This is a genomic window from Cohnella sp. OV330, assembly GCF_900112065.1.
In the GTDB taxonomy this organism is placed as follows: Bacteria; Bacillota; Bacilli; order Paenibacillales; family Paenibacillaceae; genus Cohnella.
Genome location: NZ_FOKE01000004.1, coordinates 216,343 through 240,280, shown reverse-complemented (window position 1 = coordinate 240,280; position 23,938 = coordinate 216,343). Strand labels below are relative to the sequence as shown.

Below are 23,938 nucleotides of genomic sequence, written 5' to 3'. Positions count from 1 at the left end.
CAATGAATAAAACGAAGATGCGATATATTTTGGACGAGATCGCCAAAATGTTCCCGGACGCGCACTGCGAGCTGAACCACCGCAATCCGTTCGAGCTGACGATCGCCGTGCTGCTGTCGGCGCAATGCACGGACGAGACGGTGAATCGCGTCACGGCGACGCTGTTCGAGAAATATAATAAGCCGCAGGATTACTTGGACGTTCCGCTCGAGGAGCTGGAAAACGACATTCGGCGCATCGGCCTGTTCCGCAACAAGGCAGCCAACATTCAGAAGCTGAGCCGAATCTTGATCGACAAGTACGAAGGCGAAGTGCCTGCCAGTCATGAAGGGCTGACCGAGCTGCCGGGCGTCGGACGCAAAACCGCCAACGTGGTCATGTCCAACGCCTTCGACGTACCCGCCATCGCGGTCGATACGCATGTCGAGCGGGTGTCCAAGCGGCTCGCCGTCGCGAAGCCGGACGACTCCGTGCTCGAGGTGGAGAAAAAGCTGATGAAGCTCGTGCCGCGGGAGGAATGGACGCTGACGCATCACCGGCTCATCTTCTTCGGGCGCTACCATTGCAAGGCGCAGAGTCCGAAATGCGAGATTTGCCCGCTGCTGGACGTTTGTCCGGAGGGTAAGCGAAGAATGAAGCAGGCACCGGTTCGCAAGCGAGGAGGAGCAGTATCATGACGGCGGGGAAAATGGAAACCGTGACGGAAAGGCCCGTCGCGGCGAAAGGCAGCTTGACCACTTATAGCGATGCGCTGCGACGCATGTCCAAAGCCGCGGTCGATGCCGGAGACGCCGTAGCGGGCGGCAAGCTGGAGGAGCTCGCGGGCAAGCTGTCGCTGGACATCGCCACGCTGGCGTTCTGCGGACACTTTTCCGCAGGCAAGTCGACGCTCGTGAACGCGCTGTGCGGCGCGCAACTGCTGCCGTCGTCGCCGATCCCGACGAGCGCGAACGTCGTCACGATCGCGAACGGCGAGCCGGCGGTCAAAGTCGAGTTCGTCGGCAAAGACGGCTCGGTCAAGGAAATACCGGGCGTGTCCGTCGAACGTCTTGGCGATCTGGCCGTGGACGGAGAGGGCGTGTCGTCGATCGAAGTCCGTTACCCGATCCCGCTGCTCGGAGATTCCCTCGCGCTCGTCGATACGCCTGGGGTCGACTCCACGGACGGCGCGCACCGCGCCGCGACGGAGTCCGCGCTGCATCTGGCCGACGTCGTCTTTTACGTGACGGACTACAACCACGTATTGTCCGACGTGAACTTCCGATTTCTTCGCATGCTGCATCAATGGGGAAAGCCGACGTACTTGATCGTGAACCAGATCGACAAGCATCGCGAGAGCGAAGTGCGCTTCGAAGCGTTCCGCGATGGACTCGCAAGCGCGCTCGAGGCGTGGCGCATCGATCTGGCGGGCTTGCTGTTCCTGTCGATGCGGAAGCCCGATCACCCGCTCTCGCAGATGAGCGAGCTGCTGAACGTCATCGAGGCGCTGAAGGGCGAAAAAGAGAAGCTGCTGCTCCACAGCGCGGACCGCTCGGCGCGGCATTTGGCCGGCGAGTTCAAGGAAGGGCTCCTGCAGCGGCAAGCGGAGCGGCGGGAGACGCTGCTCGCGCAGGCGGGCGGAGAGAGCGGTCTTGCCGAGCTCGCCGAACGGCGCGCAGCGCTAGCCGCAGAGCTTGAGTCGGCGCGGACGGCGGGCGAACGACAGTTGGACGGCTTGAAGCGCGAGCTCGACCAGCTGTTGGGGAACACCGGACTCACGCCGGCGGAGACGCGAGAAAAAGCGCGTGCCGTATTGGAGAGCCGGCAGACGGGCTTCAAGGTAGGCTGGCTCGGCAGCGGCGCCAAGACCGAAGCGGAGCGGGAGCGCAGGCTCGCCGAACTCGCGCAGGACTTCGCAGCGCAGGCGGAAGCGAACCTGCACGTTCACGTCCGGGCGATGCTGCGCCGCGAGGCCCGCAATGCCGGCAGCGGCGACGCGGCTTGGGAATCGTCGCTGGAGGCGGCCTTCCCGGCGCCGGACGCCGACTGGATCGCGTCGCTCGTCAAGCCCGGAGCGGGCGCCGGCGGCGATGCGACGCTTCAGTACGCGTCCGAGCTGAGCGCGGATTGGAAAAGAAAAGTGCGGAAAACGGCGCTCGAGCGATTCGAGGAGATCGTCGCGAGCCGGCAGCCTGAGCGCGAGGCGGCGGCCGCCGCGCTCGCAAGCTCGCTGGGCGAGCTGAGCGATAGGCAAGCCGCCGCCGACCGTCTGCGGGCGCTCGACGCGGAGGCGAACGAGGCGGAGCGCAAGTTGGTCGAGATGCTGCCGATGGCGGGCGTGACCGATATTGCCGGGCTGAAGCTGCCGGCACCGCGGCCTCTTGCGGCGAAGACAACGTCGCAGCCCGTGCCGGCGGACGCCGCGCCGGTCGTCAATTTGTCGATCGCGGGCGGCGAAGCAGCGGCAGAAGAAGCGGCAGAGGCCGGCGAGAACGCCTCTTACGGCGCTTTCGCAGGGGCCGCGGAAGTCCTTGAGCGCGGCGCAGCGATGCTATCGCCGTTCCCCGAGCTCGCGCGGCAGCGCGAGGCGCTGTCCGCCAAGGCGGCGCAGCTGCGCGACAGCCGCTTCACGATCGCGCTGTTCGGCGCCTTCAGCGCCGGCAAGTCGTCCTTCGCCAACGCGCTCGTCGGACAGCCGGCGCTGCCCGTATCGCCCAATCCGACGACGGCGACGATCAACCGGATCGTCGCTCCGGCGGAGGACGCGCCTCACGGCACGGCCCGCATCTATATGAAGGAAGCGGACGACATGCGAAGCGACCTGGCGCATTCGCTGGCGCGCCTGGGCGTTCGCGAACGCGACATCGAGGCCGCGGCAGGCCCGGCCGAGCTGTTTGCCCTGGCGGCGCGCATGTCTCCGGACGACATTCATCCGCGCGGTCGGCCGCACCTGGCGTTTTTGCGCGCGGCCGCCCGCGGCTGGGAGCGTTACGGACCGCTGCTCGGGACATCGTTTACGGCGGAGGGAGCGGATTACCGCCGTTACGTGGCAGACGAGGAAGCGTCCTGCTTCGTCGCCTCGGCCGACCTCCACGTCGACTCGCCGTTAACGCGCAGCGGCGCGGTGCTGGTCGATACGCCCGGAGCGGACTCGATCAACGCCCGCCATACCGGCGTCGCCTTCGAGTACATTAAAAACGCGGATGCCGTCCTGTTCGTCACGTATTACAACCACGCCTTCACCGAAGCGGACCGAAGCTTCCTGCACCAGCTCGGAAGCGTCAAGGACGCCTTCGAGCTCGACAAGATGTTTTTCGTGCTGAACGCCGCGGACCTCGCCTCCTCGGCCGAGGAGCTGGCAGGCGTCGCCGCGCATGTCGAGTCGCAGCTTCTGAAGCACGGCATTCGGCAGCCCCGCATCTATCCCGTCTCCAGCTTGCTCGGCCTCGAAGCCAAGCTGGCCGGCGACGCGGCAGGCCGCCGGAGTTCGGGGCTCGCGGACTTCGAGGCCGCCTTCCGCCGATTCGCCGACGAAGAGCTGGGCAGCCTGGCGCTGGCGTCCGCGCGCAAGCAGCTGGATCGGATCGGCGCCCGCATCGACGGCCTGCTCGGTTCCGCGAGCGAGGATGCGGCAAGCCGCCAGGCGTCCGCCGCAGCGATGCTGGGGGCCGCCGAGTCGCTCCGGGAAGCTTGGTCGGCCGGACCGCCGGAGGCGGCCATCCAGCCGCTCGTGGAGGAGCTGGGCGAGCAGCTGTACCATATGCGCCGCAGAGTGCAGTACCGCTTCGGCGAGCACTTCATGACGGCGTTCCACCCGTCCGTGCTGCAAGACGACGGCCGCGATCTGCGCAAGCTCATCGTCTCGTGCTGGCTGGACCTAAAGCGCGGCGTAGGCGAGGATCTGCAGCAGGAGCTGCGTTCCGCGGGTCTTCGCATGGAGACCGCGCTCGGCCGGCTTCTCGGCCGGCAGGTCGAGGACGGGATCGCCCGGGCGGGACTCGGCGGCTTCGAGACGGAGCCGCCCGCGGCGCCGGCGCTCGGCTTGCCGGTTTCCGAGCCGTTCGGATCGGGCCCGGATTGGGACGGCCGCAAGCTCTGGCAGGCGTTCCGCAGTCCGAAGCACTTCTTCGAGCGCGAGGGCAGCGGGGCGCTCAAGAACGAGGCCGAGGCCGCGTTGTTCCAGGCGGCGGACGCCTGGCTCGCCGGCATTCGGGAAGCCTGGGCCGACCGGCTTGCCGCCGCGTTCGAAGGCGAGCTTCGAGCGGTCGCGGTCCGGCTATCGTCGGAGCTGGCCGCTTACGCCGACGGCGTCAGGCGCGCGCTCGAGACGCCGGGCTTGGAAGACGCGCTGAGACGTCTGCAAAGCGAATGGCAACAATTAAAATCGGGCGTTTAAGGCGATTTTTTACCCGCTTAGTTTCTACTCATATCGGCCCTTCTCGCATCGTCACGCGATGCGGGAGGGGCCTTTGCTTGCTTTTGCTCCCGATTCCCTTGTTTTACTGCCGCATACCGGGATGTAAGGGCTTAAAAAGGATGATTTAAGAGATATCGGTCTCATTGCCATGCTTAATCGCTCTCGCACGTACTCAGCGTTTCTCCTTCGGGCATACGGCGTTTGAACGGTTGTGACAATCCTGTTACACTTCCGTGGGGATGCTCACAGGGGAGGACTGTCGCTTGGATATTTTCAAAGGCCTCAAGCAATTTTTCTGGCCGGACAAAGGTTTTTTGACGGGCTCGGTACTCGGACTCGCCGTCGCCACGGCGATCGGTCTCGTGTATCCGCTGCTCCTCAAGGCGTTGATCGACGATGTCATCAGGCCGAAGAATTTCGACGGCATCATGGCGCTCGCGCTGCTCGCGGTCGCGCTGATTGTCGTCAAAGCCGCATTTCAGTACGTGCACGGCTTTTGCGGGGGACGGCTCGGCAACAGGCTCGCCTACCGCATGCGCAACGCCAGCTACGACAAGCTTCAGAAACTTTCGTTTTCGTTTTACGACCAAGCAAGGACAGGAGACCTGATGTCGCGGCTGACCGCCGACATCGAAGGCATCCGCAACTTCATCGGGTTCGGCTTCGCCCAGCTGCTCAACACGCTGTTTCTGGTGCTGTTCGGCTTCGGCATGATGTTCTACGTCGACTGGACGATGGGGCTTATGACGCTTGCGATCATCCCGGTTATCGGCTATTTCGCCATCCGCTTCGAACTGCAGATCCATCCGATTTTCCGCGCGATCCGGATCGCGATCAGCAAGCTGACGATCAGCGTCCAGGAAAACATCATGGGCGTAAGAACCGTCAAATCTTACGACAGCGCGGAGCATGAGTACGGAAAGTTCGACGAAGGCAACAGCCAGTACAAAGAAAACAATTTATCGATCGCCGCTGTATGGGCGACCTATTTCCCGATCATCGAATTCGTTGCCAGCTTCAGCATCGCCCTTCTGCTGCTCGTCGGCGGCTGGCGCGTCATCCACCAAGACATGACGCTCGGCGATCTCGTCGCTCTGAACGGCATGCTGGGCATGATCGTCGCGCCGCTGTGGACGCTCGGCTTCCAGATCAACAACTATACGATGTCCAAAGCCTCGGGAGAGCGGCTGCTCGAGCTGCTGAACCGGCACGTCGACGTGCAGCCGCCGGCGCATCCTGTTCAGCCGAAGCCGAACGGTTCGGGGCTCATTCGTTATCGCGACGTGAACTTCCGTTATCCGAACCACGAGCACCAGCCGTCCGCGCTGACGGGCTTCGACTTGACGGCAGGACCCGGCTCGGTCATCGGCCTGCTCGGCGGCACGGGCTCGGGCAAATCCACCGTCGTGCAGCTGCTGCTGCGCGCCTACGACGTGACGAGCGGGGCGATCACGCTGGACGGCGCCGATATCCGCCAGCTCGATTTGAACGAGCTGCGCAGCCGGACCGCGATCGTGTTCCAGGAATCTTTCCTGTTCTCGACGACGATCCGGGAAAATATCAGCTACGGCTGCGCCGAAGCGACGCTGGAGCAGATCGAGCAAGCCGCGAAGCTGGCCGACGCGCACGGCTTCATCATGGAGCTCCCGGACGGCTACGATACGATCGTCGGGGAGCGCGGCATGGGCTTGTCCGGCGGACAGAAGCAGCGGATCGCGCTTGCCCGCGCGTTCCTGATCCGTCCGCAAGTGCTGATCCTCGACGATTCTACGAGCGCGCTGGACATGGAGACGGAGCACCGCATCCAGCTGGCGCTGCGGCAGGTGATGGAGGGACGGACGGTTTTCATTATCGCCCACCGTATTTCCTCGCTCCGCCACGCCGACGAGATTCTCGTTTTGGATAAAGGGCATGTCGTACAGCGCGGCAGGCACGAGGAGCTGGTGCGGCTGCCGGGACTGTACCGGGAGACGTACCGCACGCAGTACGCCGACCGGCCGGACGAACTCGGCGAGGATGCCGCAGGCGGCAGGAGGGTGAGCGGATGAGCAGGCAGTTTCAATACCAGGACGACGTCCTGATCGAAAAATCGTTTAACTGGAAGCAGATGGCCCGGCTGTTCGATTATTTGAAGCCGTATAAGGGCGCGGTGACGCGGGTCGTTTTCGTCATGATGGTGTTCGGCATGTTGACGCGGCTCGCGATCCCTTACTTAATCAGTCTCGCGATCGACAAGGTCATCGATCCGGACGGCGGCAACGGCAGCATGGGATACCTGTCGATCGTGTTCGGCGTGATGGTCGCCATGTACGGCCTCCGCTGGTGGGCGCAAAACTATACGATCCGGCATACGAACGATATCGGGCAAAAAGTCATTTACGACCTTCGCTCGGCGCTGTTCAAGCACGTTCAGACGCTGTCGTTTCGCTTTTTCGACAAGCGGCCGGCGGGCTCCGTCCTTGTGCGGATCACGAACGACGTCAACGCGCTGCAGGACCTGCTCTCCAACGGCGTCGTGAACTCGGCGATCGATATCGCCCAGCTCGCGGGCATCGTCGTCATCCTGCTCGTGCTGCAGCCGAAGCTGGCGATTGCGGTCATGATCACCGTTCCGCTGCTCATCTTCATCTCCTCCTCGCTTCGCAAGCGCACGCGGATGGCATGGCAGACCGTGCGCATCAAGCAATCCCGGATCAACTCGCATCTGAACGAAGCGATCCAGGGCATGCGGGTGACGCAGGCGTTCGCGCAGGAAAAGGAAAACCAGCAATTTTTCGAAAAACTGAACGGCAGCAGCATTCGCTCCTGGAATACCGCGTCCGCGCTCAATCAGCTGTTCGGGCCGGTAATCGAGGTCACCTCCGCGATCGGGACGCTGATCCTGCTGCTGTACGGCACGCACCTGATTCAGCAGGACGAATTGACCGTCGGGGTGCTCGTCGCGTTCATTACTTACGTCAGCAACTTCTGGGAGCCGATCAACCGCCTCGGCCAGATGTACTCCCAGCTGCTCATCTCGATGTCTTCGGCGGAGCGGATCTTCGAGTACATGGACGAGAAGCCGATCGTCGCCGAAAAGGAGGACGCGAAGCCGCTGCCCGACGTCCGCGGACGCGTTCAGTTCGACCATGTCGTCTTCGGCTACGATCCGGACCGCCTCGCGCTGAAGGACGTCAGCTTCGACATCAAGCCTGGCATGACGGTCGCGCTCGTCGGGCACACCGGCTCGGGCAAGAGCACGATCGTGAACCTGCTCTGCCGCTTCTACGACGTCACCGCAGGTAGCGTCCTCATCGACGGCACGGACGTCCGCGACGCCACGCTGGACAGCTTGCGCCGACAGATCGGCATCGTCATGCAGGACACGTTCATCTTCTCCGGTTCGATCCGCGACAATATCCGTTACGGCCGGCCGGACGCTACCAACGCCGAGGTCGAAGCGGCCGCGCGGTCCGTACGCGCGCACGACTTCATCGTCAAGCTGCCTGACGGCTACGACACGCAGGTGCAGGAGCGCGGAACCGCGCTGTCGATGGGGCAGCGCCAGCTGCTGTCCTTCGCCCGGGCGCTGCTGGCCGACCCGCGCATCCTGATCATGGACGAAGCGACCGCCAGCATCGACACCGAGACCGAGGTCCGCATCCAGGAGGCGCTCGGGACGCTGCTCGAGCACCGCACCTCGTTTATCGTCGCTCACCGGCTCTCTACGATCCGCCATGCGGACCTTATACTCGTGCTCGATCACGGCGTCATCGTCGATCGGGGCAACCACGAAGAGCTCATGCGCAGGCCGGGGCATTATCGCAACTTGATCGAAGCGCAGTATCGGTTTTTGTCTGCCTAGCGGCGAATAAGCAGCGCTCCCGTCCGGTTATCGGGCGGGAGCTTTTCGCGTATGCGCGCTAACGGGCATCGGGGACGGAACCGCGGCACGATTTGAAAAACCGGTTCCGATTCGGTACATTGGGGGAAACGGAAAGCCGAGGTCGGAGATTTCGATAGCGATGGCGATACGGAGAGGAGGCGGAGGCTTGAAAAGAAAAAAGGATCGGCTCTGGCCGATATTGGGAACGGTATGCCTGCTTTGCACGACGCTGTTGCTGTTCGGATTCGGGTGGGCGCTGAAGGATGCTTGGGCGCCTTCCCCGGGACTCGCGCTGCCTTCGCCGACGCATTCGGCGCCGCAGTCGGGCGGCGAATGGACGAGCCTGCCTGAGATCAAGGCGATCGCGATCGGCGATTCGCTCACGCGCGGCGTCGGCGATGTCGCTGGCAAAGGCTACGTGGAAGACAGTCTCGCGCAGCTCTCCGATTCGCTGGGCAAACCGGTCAGGCTGAACGGCAATCTCGCGGTCAGCGGACTCGAAGCCGCGGGGCTGGACGAGCTGCTGGACGGCAAGGCGATGCAGGACGCGGTGGCGGGCGCCGATCTTGTCCTGCTCACGATCGGGGGCAACGACTTGTTCCGCGCCTCGCAGCAAGCGGGAGGTTCGATCGCGGAAGGCGGCGGCATCGACATCGAGCTGGCGAAGCGGCGTCTGCCGGCGAACGAAGATAAGCTCAAGGCCGTATTTGCGAAGCTTCGCTCGCTCAATCCGAACGTTCGGATCGCCTATGTCTCCCTGTACAACCCGTTCTACGAGCTCGCACCGCTGCGGGCGCCGATCGCGTCCATTTTAGCGGACTGGAACGGATCTGCGGCGAAGCTCGCCGAAGCCGACGGCAACATGGTCGTCGTTCCGACGGTCGATTTGTTCCAGGCGCAGTCGGCGCGGTATTTGTCATCGGACCATTTCCACCCGAACGGAGCGGGCTATGCCCGAATTGCGGTTCGCGTGGCGCAGGCGCTTAATTGATAGGTAGGAGGCGGCGGGATGCGGACGAACGCGAAGGCAAGGGACCTCATGGATAAGGCTTCGGAATCGACCGATACGGAAGGCGCGATGCTCGCTCGGCATGAGCCGCCCGTGCTCTCCGTAGAGCGTCTGTCGAAGACGATCCGCGGACGCAAGATCATCGACGATATTTCTTTCGACGTCCGTGCCGGGGAGATTTACGGCTTCTTGGGACCCAACGGGTCGGGAAAGACGACGACGATCCGCATGCTCGTCGATCTGATCAAGCCGACGTCGGGCCGCGTGCTCGTTTGCGGAGAGGACGTGAACAAGCACCCGGAGCGGGCGCTTCGGCACGTCGGCTGCATCGTCGAAAATCCGGAGATGTACGGCTATATGACGGGCTGGGAAAATCTCGATCTGTTCGCGCGCATGCAGGAAGGCATCGGCGACGCGCGCATCGAAGAGGTGGCCCGGATCGTGCGGCTCGACGCGCGCATCCACGACAAGGTCAAGACGTATTCGCTCGGCATGCGGCAGCGGCTCGGCATCGCGCAGGCGCTTCTCGGCGCGCCTAAGCTGCTCATCCTGGACGAGCCGACCAACGGGCTCGATCCGAAGGGCATCAAGGAGCTGCGCGCCTTTATCGCCGAGCTGGCCGCGGAAGGCATGAGCGTGTTCGTGTCCAGCCATCTGCTGAGCGAGATTCAGCTCCTGTGCGACCGCGTCGCCATCATCGACGGCGGAAGGGTGATCGCGGTGGGCGACGTGAACGAGATGATCGCCCAGGCGGAGGCGCACACGCTGTGGCTGTTCGAAGATCCCGAGGCCGGACGCCGGATTCTGGCGGAGGATCCGCGCGTCGACGTGGCGGAGCGGGATCGCGCGCTGCTGGACGAGTCGGTGCTGCTCGCGCTGCCAGGGGCCGTGCCTACGCGCGTGCGTCAAGACGACATTCCGGGCGTCGTCGCCCGCTGCGCGGCTGCTGGCGCCGGCGTGCTCGCGGTGCAGCGCGTCGTGCCGACGCTGGAATCTTTATTTCTCACGCTGACGGGAGGCGAACGCGATGCGTCGGGATCTTGAGCTGATCCGCAACGAAACGGTCAAGGTATGGAAGAAAAAGCGGTTCGCCGTCATCGTCCTCATCTTGCTCGCGCTCGTGCCGGTATTCGTGTATGCGCAGATGAAAATCGCGCAGAGCAGCCAGGGCAAATACACGGACTGGCGGGCGGAGCTGCGTCAGCGCATTGCCGACAACAATAACGCGCTTACGAGCGACCGGATTCCCGAGGAATGGAAAAAGTGGCGGGTCGCGCTCGTGCAGCAGCTGCAATATTACCTCGACCGGGACGTCAATCCGAACACGCCGAACGCGGTTCGTTTCACCAACACGTTTTTGCAAAATGCGGTTGGCTTGTTCATCCCGCTCATGGTGCTGGCCGTCGCTTCGGATATCGTCTCCTCCGAACGCGCGGGCGGGACGATCAAGATGCTGTTGACCCGGCCCGTACGCCGTTGGCGCGTATTAGCCTCCAAGCTCGTTACGCTCACGATGTACGTCTCCTTGATTCTCGTGACGACGGCCGCCGTCAGCTATCTCGTATCGGGCCTCGTCTTCGGCTACGGCGGCTGGCGCGAACCCGTCTTCGTCGGCTTCAGGTTGAACGGTTCGGATATGGACACGAGCGGCGTGCATGCGGTGACGCAGGGGGCTTATATGCTCATGCAGCTCGGCCTCGTCTGGTTTTCCGCGATGACGGTAGCGGTCATCGCCTTCATGGTATCCGTGCTCGTCCGCAGCACGGCGGCGAGTCTCGTAACGATGATGGCGGCGGTCATCTCCGGCTCGATCCTCGCCAACATGGCTTCGTCCTGGCATAGCGCCAAGTATTTGTTTAACGTCAATCTCGACCTGTCCGTATACTTGCAGGGCTCGCCGCCGCCGATCGAAGGCATGACGCTCGGATTTTCTCTGGTCGTGCTGGCCGTATGGGCGGCGGCCGCGATCGCAGTGTCGTTCGCCGTGTTCACGAGGCAGGATATTTTGGCTTAGAAGCCGAGCGTACGACGGATATCCGGCTGCTCGAAAAAATCGTCGTTGCCAGCTGGCGCGAGTCCGGTTACACTCTAAACGTCAGCATACATGACCGTTTCTGCGTCGCGCAGGCGGTTATTTTTATTTGCGGGGCATCATTACTTTACGGACGCCTTGTGCATTTTCTGCCTTTTAGCTTAAAATGAACGGAAGGCGCGTCCTTGACGGACGCTAGAAGCAGCAAGGGGGATCATTCGTGACCGAACAAACAGACCTGTATGCGGAGAGCGCGGCGCAGGCGGGTACGACATACGGAGCGGACGACATACAGGTGCTCGAGGGGCTGACCGCCGTCCGCAAGCGGCCCGGCATGTACATCGGCAGCACCACCTCTTCGGGCTTGCACCATCTCGTCTGGGAGATCGTGGACAACGCGGTCGACGAGCATCTGGCCAAGCATTGCTCGCGGATCGACGTGACCATCCACGGCGACAACTCCGTCACCGTGCAGGACAACGGACGCGGCATTCCGACCGGCCTTCACAAGACCGGCGTGCCGACGCCGCAAGTCGTCTTTACGATTTTGCACGCCGGCGGCAAGTTCGGCGGCGGCGGCTACAAGAAGTCTGGCGGCCTGCACGGCGTCGGCGCTTCCGTCACGAACGCTTTGTCGCAATGGCTCGAGGTCGAGATCTATCGCGAAGGCAAGACGCATCGGATGCGCTTCGAGACTTGGGTCGACAAGGACGGCAAGGAGCGCGTCGGCGAGCCCGTCACGGGTCTCGAGGTGCTCGGCAATACGAACAAGACCGGCACGAAGGTGACGTTCAAGCCGGATCCGAAGGTTTTCCACGGCAATGTCTCGATTAACTACGATACGCTGTCCGAGCGGTTGCAGGAGATCGCGTTCCTGAACTCCGGCCTTAAGGTGACGGTCAAGGACCAGCGCTCGGGCAAGGAAGACGTATTCCACTACGAGGGCGGCGCGAAGCAATTCGTGCAGTTTCTGAACGAGGAAAAGACGGTGCTGCACGACGTCGTCCACTTCTCCGCAGAGCGCGACGATATCGAGGTCGAGGTGGCGCTGCAATACAACGACGGCTACACCGAGACGATCGCCTCGTTCGTCAACGCCATCCCGACGCGGGGCGGCGGCACGCACGAGACCGGCTTCAAGACGGCGTACACGCGCGTCATGAACGAATACGCCCGGAAGATCGGCCAGCTCAAGGAGAAGGAAAAGAACCTGGAGGGCAGCGATCTGCGCGAAGGCATGATGGCCGTCATCAACATCAAGATGTCGGACGTCGAGTTCGTCGGCCAGACCAAGGACCAACTCGGCAGCGCCTCGGCGCGCAGCGCGGTCGACGCCGTCGTGGCGGAGAAGATGGCCGTGTTCCTCGAGGAGAATCCGCAGGTCGGCCAGCAGCTTATCCGCAAATCGGTGCAGGCTTCGAAGGCACGCGAAGCGGCCCGCAAGGCGCGCGAGGAGATCCGCAGCGGCAAGAAGCGGAGCGAGAGCGCCAGTCTCGGCGGCAAGCTCTCCCCGGCGCAGTCCAAGGATTATACGCGCAACGAGCTGTTTATCGTCGAAGGCGACTCCGCCGGCGGCTCGGCCAAGCAGGGACGGGATTCCAAGTACCAGGCGATCCTGCCGCTCAAGGGCAAGCCGATGAACCCGGAGAAGGCCAAGCTAATCGACATTCTGAAAAACGAGGAATACAAGGCGATCATCGCGGCGACGGGCGCCGGCGTCGGCCCCGAATTCGACGTCGAGGAGTGCAACTATTCCAAGATTATCATCATGACCGATGCCGACACGGACGGCGCGCACATTCAAGTGCTGCTCCTGACGTTTTTCTACCGGTACATGAAGCCGCTGATCGACGCGGGCAAGGTGTTCATCGCCCAGCCGCCGCTCTACAAGCTGACGCGCAAGTCCGGCAAGCTCGAGACCGTCCGGTATGCCTGGACCGACGAGCAGCTGCAGAACTATCTCAAGGAAATCGGCAAGGGCGCCGAGCTCCAGCGGTATAAGGGGCTCGGAGAGATGAACCCCGAGCAGCTCTGGGAGACGACGATGAATCCGGAGTCGCGCACGCTGCTGCAGGTGCAGATCGAGGACGCCGCGAAGGCGGAACGCCGCGTGTCCACGCTGATGGGCGACAAGGTCGATCCGCGCAAGCGCTGGATCATCGACAACGTCGACTTCACGGAATACGAGGAATGAGAACGGAGAGACCGATATGAGCTTGCTCGAGAACTTCTTGCCGGCGTTTCTGGAGGAGGTCGTTGGCGACCGCTTCGGACGCTATTCCAAATATATTATTCAAGACCGCGCGATTCCCGACGTCCGCGACGGCCTGAAGCCGGTCCAGCGCCGGATTTTGTACGCCATGTTCGACTCCGGCAACACGCCCGACAAACCGTACCGCAAATCGGCGAAGACGGTCGGCGACGTCATGGGCAACTATCATCCGCACGGCGACTCGTCGATTTACGAGGGCATGGTGCGCATGGCGCAGCCATGGAAGATGGGGCATACGCTCGTCGACGGCCACGGCAACTGGGGCTCGATGGACGACGATCCGCCGGCGGCCATGCGATACACCGAGGCGCGGCTGTCGGCGATCGCGATGGAGCTGCTGCGGGACATCGACAAACGCACGGTTCTGTTCAAGGACAACTTCGACAACACGACCAAGGAGCCGGTCGTGCTGCCGGCGCGCTATCCGAACTTGCTCGTCAACGGCGTCAGCGGCATCTCCTCCGGCTTCGCCACCGAGATTCCGCCGCACAACTTGCGCGAGGTCATCGACGCTTGTACGGCACTCATCGACAATCCCGACATGACGGTGGCCGATCTGATGAAGATCATGCGCGGACCGGACTTCCCGACCGGGGGCCGGATCATGGGCGAGGACGGTATCCGCGAAGCTTACGAGACCGGAAAAGGACGCATCTACGTGCGGTCAAAGACGGCGATCGAGGACATGCGCGGCGGCAAGCAGCAGATCGTCGTGACCGAGATTCCTTACCAGGTCGTCAAGTCAAAGCTCGTCAACAGCATCGACCAGCTGCGGCTGGAAAAGAAGGTCGAAGGCATCGCCGAGGTTCGCGACGAGAGCGGACGAGCCGGGATGCGCATCGTGATCGAGCTGAAGAAGGACGCGGACGCCGAAGGCATTCTCGCCTATTTGCTCAAAAAAACCGACCTGCAGGTCGCATATAATTTCAACATGGTCGCCATCGTCAACAAGGCGCCGCGCCAGCTCGGCGTAAAGGCGATGCTCGAGGCTTATGTCGCGCATCAGCGCGAAGTCGTCACGCACCGCACGCAATACGATCTGGAAAAAGCGGAAGACCGGGCCCACGTGCTCGAAGGACTCGTCAAAGCGTTGAACCTGCTCGACGCCGTCATCGAGACGATCAAGGCTTCCAAAAACCGCCAGGACGCGCAAAACAATTTGGTCGCGAAGTTCGAATTTTCCGAACGGCAAGCCGATGCGATCCTGACGCTGCAGTTGTACCGGCTGACGAATCTGGAGATCAACTCGCTCCAGAAGGAACATGCCGAGACGATGAAAAAAATCAATCAGCTGCGCGGCATTTTGAACAATCCGAAAAAGCTGATGGGCGTCATTAAGGACGAGCTCGGCGAGATCCGCGGCAAGTTCGGCATCGATCGCCGCTCCGTCATTCAGGGCGAGGTCGAGGAGCTCAAGGTCAATCTCGAAGTGACCGTGCCGGCCGAGGAAGTGCTGGTAACGCTGTCGCGCCATGGCTACGTGAAGCGCACGAGCATGCTGTCGTTCACGCGGTCCGGCGGCGATCTCGGCAGCACGGGGCTCAAGGAAGGCGACCAGCTGCGCTGGAGCCTGCAGCTGAATACGCTGGATTCGCTGCTGCTGTTCACGCAGAAGGGGATGTACTACCAACTGCCCGTGCATCAGATTTCCGAGTTCAAGTGGAAGGAAAACGGCACTGCGATCGTCAATCTCATCGCGCTGCCGAAGGACGACCGGATCATGGCCGTCATCCCGGTCAAGGCCGGCGAATGGAAGTCGCTGGCCGACCAGGGTGAGCAGGGGCCCGCGCTCGTGTTCGTGACCAAGCGCGGCCAGGTCAAGCGTACGCTGATGGCCGAGTATGCGACCAACCGGAGCGCGGCGATCGCGGCCGTGAAGGTCGCGGACGGCGACGAGGTCCGTTCCGCGTTCCGCAGCGATACGCCGCAGGAGATCCTGCTCGTGACCGAACAGGGGCTCAGCATCCGTATCCAAGAGGCCGACGTGAGCCTTCAAGGCCGCGTCGCCGGAGGCGTCCGGGGCATCCAGCTGCGCGAGGGCGACGCCGTTACCGACGGACTCCACGTATCGGGCGACGAGGGCGAGGTTCTCGTCATCTCCGATTACGGCTACGCCAAGCGCTCGCTGCTGCTCGACTATCCGCCGCAGGGTCGCGGCGGCAAGGGGATCCAGACGTTCGAGATTAAAGAAGGCAAGCGCGTTCGTCCGAACGGCACCCGTCTCATCGCCGCCTATTACGTCAAGGACGACGTCGGCATCGTGACGGTGACGGCCGGAGGCACGTACGGCGAATTCCGTTCCGACGGTACGCCGCTCGAGGACAGAAGAGGCACCGGCAGAACCGTGGGCGCGATCGAGCGGACCGATCCGTTGGTCGAGACGTTCCTCAAGCCGCTGCCGCCGCAGACGCATTAATAACTCGCTGCTGGTTGTTAGTTTCGTGGTGCTGAGTTAGCCGAAAAAACCATGTAACTGCAGCGCAAAGCAGCATGCGAGACTCCAGATAGCAACAAAAGCAGCCCTGGTCGCTTCGCGACCGGGGCTGTGTTCGTCTGCTTGCCTCAATCGTACGGACCGTCCTGCGGATCGTAACGGTCGATCCACTTCAGCATCATTTCCAACACGAACCAAAGGGGGACCGGCTCCGTCAGCCGGCTTAGCCACCCCGGATCATCTATAATACCGGCTTCGCGCGCCATGATGCCGATCATCCGTATGCGTTCGTCCTCCACAGCCATAGAAGACCTCTCCTTCTTTTCAATCCGCACGCCGGGCGGCCGTTACCGCCAGCTGTCAGCATTATATGTCATAGGCTGTCGTCCCGTACCACACCTTGCGGATTTATGGCGTAAATCATTAATGCGCTTAATCTATCTTTCGACATCGGGTTTGCATATAATTAAAGGAGTAGAGATTCACGGGCATCATTCTGAAGAGGAGAGGTGATCCAGAGGTGGAACCGGCTGCAGAGTTCGTGAAGAGCTGGATGAAGCTTTCGAAGGATTGGCAATCGCAGATGGAGGCGGAGATGTCCCCCCACCTGACCGGAGGACAGCTTCAAGTATTGGAGCTGCTGCAGGCGAACGAGCCGATGAAGCCCTCCGAGCTGCTGCCGCATCTTGAGACGACGCCGGCGGCGGTGACGACGCTGCTCGACCGCATGGAACGCAACGGCCTCGTTAAGCGTACCCGAGACGAGAACGATCGCCGCATCGTGTGGATCAGTACGACGGACTTCGGCCACACCGAGCGCGAACGCGGACTTCGCATCCGCAGCGAGATCGTGAACCGCTCGCTCGACCGGCTGTCCGCCCACAACCGTCAGCTGCTCGTCTATCTGATCGGCAAGGTGTCGGGCACGAGAGACAAAAAGCTGTCCGCGTCCGGCGAAGAAGCGACCGCCATTCAGGCGACATCCTGAAGTCGAAGAGGACCAAACGTCACCTATCAGTTCGCGAATACACTGCCATTCCCAAGCCGAGCCTTCGGCTTTTTTTTTTCGCTAAAATCGTTCTGCGCGCAATTTTCGCGTGGATATCTCCTGATTATTTTTCCAATTAAGAGGGTAATAGAAGAAGTTATAGCTTTAGCGATCCATTTCTAGCATATAATTTAAATGAATAGCCATCCCAACCTATTGCGAGGTCAACCATGCCTACGATTACGGAAGCCTACGTCGACAGCTTGGCGCCGAACGCCGGCGCGATTAAAAACGGGAGGGACCTGATCAAGAAAAACAGCTTTCCGGTCCTGAACGAAAGTCCCGACGCCACGCTGCTCTTTGGAGAATGCAATGGCAGCGGCAAAGAACCGTACCGATGCTCAGTGGACTTCGTCAACGAGGCGAGCCCGGTCTTTCGATGCTCCTGCCCCAGCAGGCAATTTCCATGCAAGCACGCGCTCGGATTGCTTTACGCGCGCGCGATGGGCAGTCCCTTTACGCCCGCGGAAGTCCCGCAAGACATTGCCGACAAGAGGGACAAGGCGGAAAAGCGCGAGGAGAAGAAAAAGGACGCGGCGGAGTCCGAAGGGAATGCGCCTGCGGCGAAACGCAAAGTAAACAAATCCGCGCTCGTCAAAAAATTCGCCAGTCAGCTCGAAGGTCTTCGTTTGCTGGAAAAGCTCGTCTTGCAGCTCGTCCAATCGGGTCTGGGAAGCGTGGACAAAAAAACGGTCCAGATGATCGAAGAACAAGCCAAGCAGCTCGGCAATCATTTTATCCCCGGCGTTCAGGCTAAGCTCAGGGCGTTCGTACATACGATGCAGACGGAAGGAGATCGCGAGGCGATTTATTCGCAGGCGATGGAGCAGCTTCTGTTGATGCACTCGCTGGTGAAGAAGGGCGTCTCCTACCTGGAAAAGAGAATGGAAAATCCGGAGCTGCCGATGGAGACGGGTACGTCCTTGGAGGAGCAGCTCGGCCACGCCTGGCAGCTGGCGGAGCTCCGAGAATACGGGCGCGCGCAGTCTGGCGCCGAGCTGCTTCAGCTCTCGTTTTTGTCGTACGCGGATGCGGCGCGCGGCGAATACGTGGATGCGGGCTGGTGGGTCGACCTTAGCGACGGCACGGTGCGCAGCACCCGCCACCTGCGACCGTTTCGGGCTGCCCGCGCGCTCAAGGAAGAGGATACCGTCCGCGCGGTCGTTCGGACGGAGGAGCTGTTCGTCTATCCGGGCGAGGTCAATGCCAGAGTGCGCTGGGAGACGGCTACGCAGCGGGAAGCGGGCGAAGCCGATTATAGCAAAGTCAAAGCGGCGGCGGCGGCGTCGTATGCGGACGTCGTCAAGCAGGTGAAAAACATCATCAAAAATCCGCTGGCCGATAAAACGCCCGTCATGCTGGTCGCTTTTCGTTCCATCGACAAGACGGCGGACGGTCTCTGCCTTCGGGATGCGCAAGGGAAGCTGCTGCCGGTCACGGATCTGAAGACCAACGGAAGTGCGACCTCCGCCTTGATCGCCTTGCTCGACGAGAAGGATCTAAGGGACCAAGCGGCGCTGGTCATGTTCAGCCATCGGCTGGACGACAATCGCTTAAGCGTGCAGCTGATGAGCATCGTCACGGACAGCCGATTCATTCGGCTGCTCTACTAGAGGAGAAACGATTATGAGCATAGATTTGCTGTTCGAGCTTCAGCAAGAGACGCGCCGCTTGTTCATCGCGGGGAGCGCCATGGCCGCCAACGACCTCCGGCTGAACAGGCTGCTGCCCGGGCTTAAAAAGCTGGGCGAATCCGCGCCGGTTTTTAACCGTCTGGCGGCGGCGGCCGAGGAGCTGCTGACGGCGAGCAGGGAGGACAGCCCGGCCAAGCTGCTCGATCTGTCGACGCTGCTCGTCGCGGTTCTTTATACGCAGGGAAAAACGGATGTGGACGGCGAACCGCAGCCGATCCAAGGCGCCGGCGTCGATCTGGCGACGGACATTCCGTACCGCAAGCTCCACCCGTTCATCGAAGCGCTGACGACCAAAGGCCAAGGGCGTCTGGAGCAAATCCGGGTTTCCTACGAGGACGGAAGCTTCCTGGACCTGCGCGCGCTGCCGGCGGTATGCGCGGCATTGGAAGACAGCTACGCCGAGATTCCCGATTTCGTGCAAGAAAAGCTGATCCCCGCCTTCGGAGCGAGCGCCGTTCCCGTGCTGCAGAGCCAGCTCGACCTGCAGGGCGGGAAAGGCGACGGTCGCAGGCTGCTGCTCCTCCACCGTCAGCTTGGCGAAGCGATGATCGGGCTCGTCGCGGAAGGCGCCTCCTCCGGTTCGACGGAGGTCAAGCTGGCGGCGATCTCGATCTTGGGCGTGTATGCCGATCAAGAGCCGCTGCTGCTCGCGCTCAGCCGGGATAAGCGGAAGGACGTTCGCGCGGCCGCATACGCTTCGCTGGCGAGCATCGGATCGGCGCCGGCGCTGGACCGATTGTTCGAAGCCGCCGTCTCAAAAGACGGCGAAATCGCCGTCGGGCCGATCAGGCAGAACGGTTCGCCGCAGCTATTGGCCCGTCTGATCCGTCATGGCGAGCAAGCGTTGGCGAGCTACCTGAACGGCGAAGCCAAAGAGAGAACGGAGGCGTCCGAGCAGCTTCTGATCGTGCTGCATGCTTTGGAGGGGTCGGGCAAGAAGATGGCGGCCGAAGCCTACCCGTTCGCGCAAAAGCTGCTAACCACAGCCGCGTATCTCGTCCCCGAGACGGAAAACGCGCAGGAAGCGGCCTCCGAGCTGCTGCTCGAGATGGAATTGCCGGAAGCGGACCAACTGGCCATCGAGCTCGGGAACGGCGGCAAAGGCCCGTTTGTCCGGTACGGCTTCCGGGCGGCGTTCCGAACGTTATCACCGTCCGAGGTGTACGATCGTTATGCAGGCCAAATGAACGGCGGCAAATCCCGGGTGGCCAAGGAACTGCTTGCCGCGATCCGCGAGGTCGTCTACCATGATGCCTACGATGAAGACGAAGACCGCTACGGCGAGCCGGCCGTGCGCGAGGAAGCGTGGGATTCGCGATGGGTTTCCCTATTTATCCGCCTGGATCAGCCGGGACTCGTGTGCATGTTCGCCCAGCGAGCCGACAAAGAAATCGCCGTTTACTTGACGGGCAAGCTGCGCGAAGCCAAATGGGGCGGCAAGGATGTCTCGGATATGCTGGCGACGTTATTCCGAATCCGGTACAAGGAAGCGCCGGAGCGCTTCATGGAGCTGCTTGATAAAGGCGCTGCGAGAAATATGTATTACATGCACGGGCAGCTGCGCCGTCTCGTCGCCAGCATGCCGAAATCGTACGTGCCGCGATTGCGGGCGTTCGGGGAACAGCTGACGTACGAATCGCTGCGCAATGAATGGATGACGCTGATCGAAGAGATCGAACAGGCGCCGACATCGACCGAAGAGGAAAACGGAAGGGGAGTATGGGGATGGCTCAAAAGCAAGATGTCCTGAGATTGCCGGCTGAGCGGCTGTATGCGGAGGAACTCGAAGCGCTTAAGGAAGCGGACAAGGAGGCCAAGCCTGCGGGCTGGCAGCTGTCCCCCAAGTCCGTCCTCACGTTTATAACGGGCGGCCAGGCAGGGGCCACGACGATCAAACCCAAATATATCGGCAACAAGCGGCTCGTCGAGGTGGCGATCGCGACGCTGCTCACCGACCGGGCGCTGCTGCTCATCGGAGAGCCCGGTACCGCGAAGTCATGGCTATCGGAAAACCTGACCGCGGCGATTCACGGCGATTCCTCCAAGGTGATACAGGGAACGGCCGGCACTAGCGAGGAGCACGTTCGTTATTCCTGGAACTATGCGATGCTCCTTGCTCAAGGGCCGTCGGACCAAGCACTGATCCGCAGCCCGATTTTCCGCGCGATGGAGTGCGGAGGCATCGCCCGCTTCGAAGAGATTTCCCGTTGCGCTTCCGAGGTGCAAGACGCGCTCATATCCATCCTGTCGGAAAAGACGATCGCCATTCCCGAGCTGAACCGGGAAGCGTCTGCCGAACGCGGGTTTTCGATCATCGCGACGGCCAACACGAGAGACCGCGGCGTGAACGAAATGTCGGCCGCGCTCAAGCGCCGCTTCAATATCGTCGTGCTTCCCGCGCCGTCCAGCCTGGAAACGGAAATCGACATCGTGCGCAGGCGGGTGAGCGAGATCTCGTCCAGCTACGAACTCAAGGCGGCGCAGCCGGACGACGACACGATCCGGAAGGTCGTCACCATCTTCCGGGAGCTGAGAAGCGGCACGACGCTCGAGGGCAAGGAGAAGGTGAAGCCGCCGTCGGGCGTCATCTCCACGGCCGAAGCGATCTCGCTGCTGACCGGCAGCATGGCGCTCGCGGGGAGCTTCGGCGACGGGCGGATCAGCGACGAGGACGTGGCCGCAGGCTTGCAGGGCGCCATCGTGAAGGATGAGGAAAAGGACCGGGTCGCCTGGAAAGAATATTTGGAAAACGTCATGAAAAAGCGGGGAGCTTCCTGGCGGAGCCTGTACGGCGCCTGTTCGGAGATGAACCGGTGAACGGCGCGCGCGAGCCTCATTATTTCGGCATTCGGCATTTGTCGCCGGCCGGCTCGTATCATCTTCTCGCGCTGCTGGGCGAAGTGAAGCCGACGGCGGTGCTGATCGAAGGCCCCGGCGACGCCGGCGAGCTGGCTGGCCAGCTCGTCGCGCGGGGCGTCGTGCCGCCGGTCGCGCTGCTCGCCTATACGGCGCAGCTGCCCGTGCGTACGCTGCTATACCCGTTTGCCGAGTATTCGCCCGAATACCAGGCACTGCGGTGGGCGGCGCGAAATGGCAGCCAAGCCGAATTCATCGACCTGCCGACCGGCGTATCGCTGGCGCTGAACGCGCTTCGGCACGAGCGGTCGGCGGACGCGGATCCGCTGCAGGCCGACGGACACGACGACGAGACTGCTTCGAAGGGAGATACCTCTGACGGCATGCCTGGCCGGACGGAGGCGAGGACGCTGCAGCGAGACTTTTACGCGCGCATCGCCGAGCTTTCCGGCGAACCTGATTTCGAGTCGTACTGGGAGCGCCATTTCGAGCATCGGCTTCGCCATGGCGCTTATCGGCTATCGATCTCGCAATTTTCCGATGAAATGAGGGCATGGACGGCAGGCGAAGAGCGCCGACGAGCCCCGCATGAAGCGGCATATAACGAGATTCGCGAGGCGTACATGCGGCGCAAAATTCGCGAGACGCTGGACGGCGGCCACGATCCCGGCAGGGTCGTCGTTCTGACCGGCGCCTATCATACGTCGGCGTTGGACCTTCGTCTGCCGCCGATAACCGACGAGGAGCTTGCGTTTCTGCCGCGCGTGCCGACCAAGATGACGTTGATGCCTTATTCCTATTACAAGCTGTCCTCGCATTCCGGATACGGAGCGGGCAACGCGGCGCCCGCTTACTTCGAGCTGATGTGGCAATGCATGCGGCAGCGCGAGATGGATCGGCTCCCGGCTTTATATTTATCCTCGGTCGCCGCAAGGCTGAGAGAGCAGGGTACCTACCGTTCGACGGCTTCGGTCATCGAAGGCGTGCGGCTCGCGAACGCGCTTTCCGCGATGCAGGGCGGCGAATATCCGACCTGGAAGGATTTGCGGGACGCGGCGACGGTTCTGTTCGGACACGGCGAGCTGTCCGTCGTCGCCGAAGCGCTGGCCAGGACGGATATCGGCACGGCGATCGGCAGCCTGCCCGAGGGCGTCAGTCAGACGCCGATCCAAGACGATCTGAACCGCGAGCTTGCCCGGCTGAAGCTCGGCAAATACAAAACGCTCGTCGCGGCGGATCTGGAGCTGGATCTGCGCGAAAATCGCAGCGTCAAGTCGGCGGATTCCGCTTTTCTCGATCTCCATCGTTCCGTCCTGCTCCACCGATTGGCGCTGCTCGGCATTCGCTTCGCCCGCAAGCAGCATAGGCGGCAAACGGACGCGACCTGGGCCGAGCATTGGGTACTGCAGTGGTCGCCGGAAGCGGAGATCGAGATCGTCGAAGCGACGATTAAGGGCGAGACTGTCGAGCTGGCGGCGGCCTATGCCATTCACGAGCAATTGCTCGCTTGCGACGATATCGCGCATGCCGCAAGACTCATCCGGCAGGCGGGCGAATGCGGCCTTCCGCAGGTCGCGGGCCAAGCGGTCGCTGCGCTGCAGCGGCTCGCCGTCGATGCGGGCAGCTTCGCGCAAATCGCCCAAACGCAGCGCGAGCTGTCGGTGCTTATGCAGTACGGCTCGGTACGGCGCATCGATACCGAGCCGCTGCTGCCGATCTTGCGGCAGTTATTCCTGCGCGGTTGCTTGATGCTGCTCGAAGCGTCCGGCTGCAACGACGACGCGGCTACGGAAATGATGTCCGCCATTCACGCCATGAATGCGGTCGCGCAGGAGCATTACGCACAGGTTGACGAGCGGCTCTGGCTGGAGAAGCTCAAAGCGCTTGCCGTCCGCGACGATCGCAACCCGAGGCTATCGGGTTATGCGTTTTCCATTTTGCTCGAGCGCAACGAAGCCGGCGAAGAGGCGTTTTCGAACGAGGTCGCCCGCCGATTGTCGCCGGGCATGGAGGTCGATCTTGGAGCGGGATGGTTTGAAGGCTTGTCGATGCGCAATCGGTATGCGCTGCTGTCGCGCGACTATTTGTGGCGGCATCTGGATGAATATATCCGCGGTCTGGATCCCGAACCGTTCAAACGCTCGCTCGTCTTTCTGCGGCGCGCTTTCGGCAGCTTCGAGCCGCGGGAGAAGGCGGCGATCGCCGAACTGCTCGGCGAGATTTGGGGGACGGGGGCGGAGCAATCCGGCGAAGCGCTGCAGCGCCCGCTGGACCAGGAAGAAAAGGAGCGATTGGATGAACTTAACGACTTTGACTTCGGGGACCTGTAGCC

General features: G+C 62.2%; 15 protein-coding genes. 14 read left to right on the top strand and 1 reads right to left on the bottom strand.

Features of this window, described 5'->3' with window-relative positions; translation table 11 throughout:
• Positions 1-2 precede the first annotated feature (2 nt).
• From nth to gyrA, 9 genes are all read left to right on the top strand, one after another.
• A complete protein-coding gene (gene nth, locus BM235_RS10965; RefSeq protein WP_090112692.1) occupies positions 3-677 on the top strand; it encodes an endonuclease III in 675 nt (224 codons plus the stop codon).
• Positions 674-4,375 carry a dynamin family protein gene (locus BM235_RS10960; protein WP_090112690.1) on the top strand — a complete coding sequence of 1,234 codons (3,702 nt, stop codon included), beginning with the start codon at positions 674-676 and terminating at the stop codon, positions 4,373-4,375. The genes nth and BM235_RS10960 overlap by 4 nt, the downstream gene beginning before the upstream one ends.
• 284 nt (positions 4,376-4,659) lie before the next feature.
• A complete protein-coding gene (locus BM235_RS10955) occupies positions 4,660-6,444 on the top strand; it encodes an ABC transporter ATP-binding protein (RefSeq protein ID WP_090112688.1) in 1,785 nt (594 codons plus the stop codon).
• A complete protein-coding gene (locus BM235_RS10950; RefSeq protein WP_090112686.1) occupies positions 6,441-8,240 on the top strand; it encodes an ABC transporter ATP-binding protein in 1,800 nt (599 codons plus the stop codon). Before BM235_RS10955 ends, BM235_RS10950 begins: the two co-directional genes overlap by 4 nt.
• A 187-nt stretch (positions 8,241-8,427) precedes the next feature.
• Positions 8,428-9,252: a GDSL-type esterase/lipase family protein gene (locus tag BM235_RS10945; RefSeq protein WP_158543737.1), complete on the top strand. Its 825-nt coding sequence runs from the start codon at positions 8,428-8,430 to the stop codon at positions 9,250-9,252.
• An 87-nt stretch (positions 9,253-9,339) separates the two neighbouring features.
• Positions 9,340-10,314 (top strand): ABC transporter ATP-binding protein, encoded by a 975-nt coding sequence (locus BM235_RS10940; RefSeq protein WP_090113541.1) that lies wholly within the window; start codon positions 9,340-9,342, stop codon positions 10,312-10,314.
• Positions 10,298-11,284, top strand: coding sequence for an ABC transporter permease (locus tag BM235_RS10935; RefSeq protein WP_090112682.1), 987 nt, complete (start codon positions 10,298-10,300; stop codon positions 11,282-11,284). The genes BM235_RS10940 and BM235_RS10935 overlap by 17 nt, the downstream gene beginning before the upstream one ends.
• 238 nt (positions 11,285-11,522) lie before the next feature.
• Positions 11,523-13,496, top strand: coding sequence for a DNA topoisomerase IV subunit B (gene parE, locus BM235_RS10930; RefSeq protein WP_090112680.1), 1,974 nt, complete (start codon positions 11,523-11,525; stop codon positions 13,494-13,496).
• Positions 13,497-13,512: 16 nt separating this feature from the next.
• The gene (gyrA, locus tag BM235_RS10925; RefSeq protein WP_090112678.1) at positions 13,513-15,990 is read left to right on the top strand and encodes a DNA gyrase subunit A; all 2,478 of its coding nucleotides are present in this window, start codon (positions 13,513-13,515) and stop codon (positions 15,988-15,990) included.
• Positions 15,991-16,136: 146 nt separating this feature from the next.
• Here the strand turns inward: gyrA and BM235_RS32030 are convergent, their stop codons facing one another.
• Complete coding sequence (locus tag BM235_RS32030) at positions 16,137-16,313, bottom strand: hypothetical protein (RefSeq protein ID WP_158543738.1); 177 nt, start codon at positions 16,311-16,313, stop codon at positions 16,137-16,139.
• Positions 16,314-16,528: 215 nt separating this feature from the next.
• On the opposite strand from BM235_RS32030, the gene BM235_RS10920 reads away from it, so the two are divergent.
• The 5 genes from BM235_RS10920 (at position 16,529) to BM235_RS10900 (ending at position 23,936) form a co-directional block, all read left to right on the top strand.
• A complete protein-coding gene (locus BM235_RS10920; protein ID WP_369803500.1) occupies positions 16,529-16,996 on the top strand; it encodes a MarR family winged helix-turn-helix transcriptional regulator in 468 nt (155 codons plus the stop codon).
• A gap of 230 nt (positions 16,997-17,226) precedes the next feature.
• On the top strand, positions 17,227-18,669 hold the full coding sequence (locus tag BM235_RS10915; RefSeq protein ID WP_090112676.1) for an SWIM zinc finger family protein: 1,443 nt from the start codon (positions 17,227-17,229) through the stop codon (positions 18,667-18,669).
• A gap of 13 nt (positions 18,670-18,682) precedes the next feature.
• Positions 18,683-20,500 carry a HEAT repeat domain-containing protein gene (locus BM235_RS10910; protein WP_090112674.1) on the top strand — a complete coding sequence of 606 codons (1,818 nt, stop codon included), beginning with the start codon at positions 18,683-18,685 and terminating at the stop codon, positions 20,498-20,500.
• Positions 20,476-21,567, top strand: a complete 1,092-nt coding sequence (locus BM235_RS10905) for an ATP-binding protein (protein ID WP_090112672.1) — start codon at positions 20,476-20,478, stop codon at positions 21,565-21,567. The genes BM235_RS10910 and BM235_RS10905 overlap by 25 nt, the downstream gene beginning before the upstream one ends.
• Entirely contained in the window at positions 21,564-23,936 is a 2,373-nt protein-coding gene (locus BM235_RS10900) for a DUF5682 family protein (protein ID WP_090112670.1), read from the top strand. The genes BM235_RS10905 and BM235_RS10900 overlap by 4 nt, the downstream gene beginning before the upstream one ends.
• The last annotated feature ends 2 nt before the right edge of the window (positions 23,937-23,938 follow it).